The organism is Prochlorococcus marinus (assembly GCF_001180245.1).
Lineage (GTDB): Bacteria > Cyanobacteriota > Cyanobacteriia > PCC-6307 > Cyanobiaceae > Prochlorococcus_A > Prochlorococcus_A marinus_F.
Map to the genome: position 1 here is coordinate 1 of NZ_CVSV01000132.1, position 2,476 is coordinate 2,476.

7 protein-coding genes are annotated in these 2,476 nt (G+C 25.2%); 2 read left to right on the forward strand and 5 right to left on the reverse strand.

From position 1 onward, the window contains the following. Positions 1-26: 26 nt before the first annotated feature. Genes AMO19_RS08055 through AMO19_RS08065 form a run of 3 tightly spaced genes read right to left on the reverse strand, consistent with a single transcriptional unit; the run spans position 27 to position 967 of the window. Entirely contained in the window at positions 27-278 is a 252-nt protein-coding gene (locus tag AMO19_RS08055; protein WP_011818540.1) for a hypothetical protein, read from the reverse strand. 40 nt (positions 279-318) lie between these two features. Next, complete coding sequence (locus AMO19_RS08060) at positions 319-516, reverse strand: hypothetical protein (protein WP_075508064.1); 198 nt, start codon at positions 514-516, stop codon at positions 319-321. Positions 517-547: 31 nt separating this feature from the next. After that, positions 548-967: an acyl-CoA thioesterase gene (locus tag AMO19_RS08065; RefSeq protein ID WP_075508062.1), complete on the reverse strand. Its 420-nt coding sequence runs from the start codon at positions 965-967 to the stop codon at positions 548-550. A 441-nt stretch (positions 968-1,408) separates the two neighbouring features. On the opposite strand from AMO19_RS08065, the gene AMO19_RS08075 reads away from it, so the two are divergent. After that, positions 1,409-1,645 (forward strand): hypothetical protein, encoded by a 237-nt coding sequence (locus tag AMO19_RS08075; protein ID WP_075508063.1) that lies wholly within the window; start codon positions 1,409-1,411, stop codon positions 1,643-1,645. A 42-nt stretch (positions 1,646-1,687) separates the two neighbouring features. Continuing rightward, positions 1,688-1,852 carry a translation initiation factor IF-2 N-terminal domain-containing protein gene (locus AMO19_RS08655; protein WP_179850545.1) on the forward strand — a complete coding sequence of 55 codons (165 nt, stop codon included), beginning with the start codon at positions 1,688-1,690 and terminating at the stop codon, positions 1,850-1,852. Between the two features lie 18 nt (positions 1,853-1,870). On the opposite strand, the gene AMO19_RS08080 is transcribed toward AMO19_RS08655, so the two are convergent. Together AMO19_RS08080 and AMO19_RS08085 are read right to left on the reverse strand one after the other, a co-directional pair. Next, positions 1,871-2,128 (reverse strand): DUF2470 domain-containing protein, encoded by a 258-nt coding sequence (locus tag AMO19_RS08080; RefSeq protein ID WP_025894618.1) that lies wholly within the window; start codon positions 2,126-2,128, stop codon positions 1,871-1,873. A gap of 18 nt (positions 2,129-2,146) precedes the next feature. Further along, a partial coding sequence (locus AMO19_RS08085; RefSeq protein ID WP_179850546.1) for a tRNA-dihydrouridine synthase occupies positions 2,147-2,476 on the reverse strand: 330 nt, incomplete at its 5' end.

The window sequence follows — 2,476 nt, forward strand, 5'->3', positions numbered from 1 at the left end:
TTTCATTAAAGATTTTTATTTTCTATCTAAAAAGTTTTTGTTTTTCTAATAACAAAATTATTTTTTGTTATTACTGAAGATTCATTTACTTCAAACCCATTAATTGCTGATATTTCTCCTTTTATGCCTTCTAATGTTAATTGCTCGATAATGCCTTTTATTACTTCATCCTCGACCAATTTTCTATCAATTCTTTCAGGTGTAATATCTGTAAGCCATTTGGAGGTCTTTTTTTTTACAACCTCTGTAGGGTTAGTTATTTTTAAGTAGATAGCCATTTTTTTAGTCATTCAGTTGAATTATAAGCATTAAATCTTCTTAACTTTTATTATTGTCATTACTTTCCCACTCAAGAAATTGAAAAACAAAAATTGCAAAGATAGAGAAAAATACTATAAACAACCCTAACCATCCTATAAATTTGTGCTCTGTAAAAAGATTTGTGAGCATTGATTTTTCTTGATATCTTGATTCCATTTCATATTGATAAGAATCAATAACTTGAAGTATATTCATAATTAATAAATCGTTGAATTGGCGGATAATTTCAACCATTTAATTTACTAAAGGCTTCCGATAGGAAATCTGGTCTTTTTCTTATTATAGAAAAGTTCAGTTTATTTATTAAGACTAAATCGACTTCAGCAATCGTTAAGATTTCATTTTTCTTGTTATGAAATTTTGAAATTACATTAATCCTAGGACTTTTATCAATATTGAATTCGCTCTCGATTGTTATTTTTTCACCAAGAAATAAAGGAGATTTATATTGTATAGAACTATTGATTAAAGGTAAATCTAATCCATTTTTAGTTAGTTCGAAATAACTTATACCTACTTTTGAAAGTGCATTTATTCGGCTTTCTTCAAGCCAATTAAAATATTTACCGTGCCACATTACCCCTGCATGATCTGCATGTTGAGGTAAAACAATTTTTTCTATTTTCCAAACTGGTTTTGAGTTCATCTTTTATTTAGAAAATTTTTATTCAATGAAAAAACACATTTTTATATTGTAGATTATTTTTATTTATTAACATAAGAATCATCAAAACTATATTTATAAAGTTATGTTTAATCGTAAAAATAAAAGTAGAAAAATGAAGAAGATTTTTCAATGGGAAGAATATTTAAATTGGAAAAATATGTCAAAGGAACAGAAATTAAATTTCAAGAGGGCGTGCTTATTCCCCTTTCTCGTCTATATGGTTTATGTTTTTCTTAATCAGTACTCCTTGGCAATTCTTTTATTACTAGGTCTTTATTTCTTAATTAGATTTAAAAATAGAAATAAGTTGGGAAGATGAATATTTTTTGATTTTGATTTATATAGATTTGTTTTAAAATTATCTAGTTTTTCTAAATAACACTATTGGCATATAAAAATAGTATTAGATAAATTTTTTTTATGAAAAAAATTTTTTTGTTTTTATGTGTATTGGTTTTTTCAATATTTTCTAATACGAATAATTTATTAGCAAAAGAAATTGAAAATAACATTAAAGATAATATTTCTAATGAAATTGAAGAAATTAAGCCTGATAATAAAAAAACTAATATTTCTAATTCTTCGGAAGAAGATATATTTGGTGATGAACAAACTTTTCCATTCGTTGCAGGCTTAGGGAAAAATGCAGCCCATTGATTATAAGGTTCTTGATAATGTAGAAAAGATTTTTTAATACTAATGAAAGGTCTTAGGGTCCTAGAACTTTCTGAAGCACTTACTGTTGATAGCGCTGATTTATTAGCTGTTTGTGCAATTTTAAAAATAAAAGCCACATCTAGATTAAGCATGCTTTCATTTGAAGAATGTAAAAAGATAACTGATTACTATGAAAATAAAAATTAGAATTTTTTATAAATTACTTTATTCTTTAATGTCTTTAATCATTGATACTAAAGTTGAATGAATTTCTTCTTCAGATATTTCATTTTTAAAATTGATAATTGCTGATTGACCATCGTAATTGATTTTTATATAACTATTATTAATTTCTTCCATATAGGCATTCTCAAATGTTGATATCTTCCCATAATGGCTAAGATATTTATGCACTGAATCTATGTGATCATTGTTCATGTGATCACAAACTCTTTTACTTGTTTCTTTACTAATAATTTTCATTTAAAAAATAATTTTTTTTTAAGCTAATCTATTTTTTTCATTATTCAAAGTTTTAATCATTTTAATTATTAAATTTTTAACTTCATTTTTATCAACAGCTCTAACCAAGTTATTTCTTAAATTTGATGCTCCTTTAAAGTCTTTGCATGTCCATGAGATATGTTTTCTTGCAATTAGCATTCCGTGATCTCCTTTCTCTTTTATTAATTCATCAAGATGCTCAATAATTAAATATAGTTTTTCCTCTGTGTTTGGTTCTTTAAAATTTTTATTTTCTCTAAGAGCATAATCTATTTCTCCAATTTTCCATGGGGATCCTAAAATTCCTCGTCCAATCATTACACCATC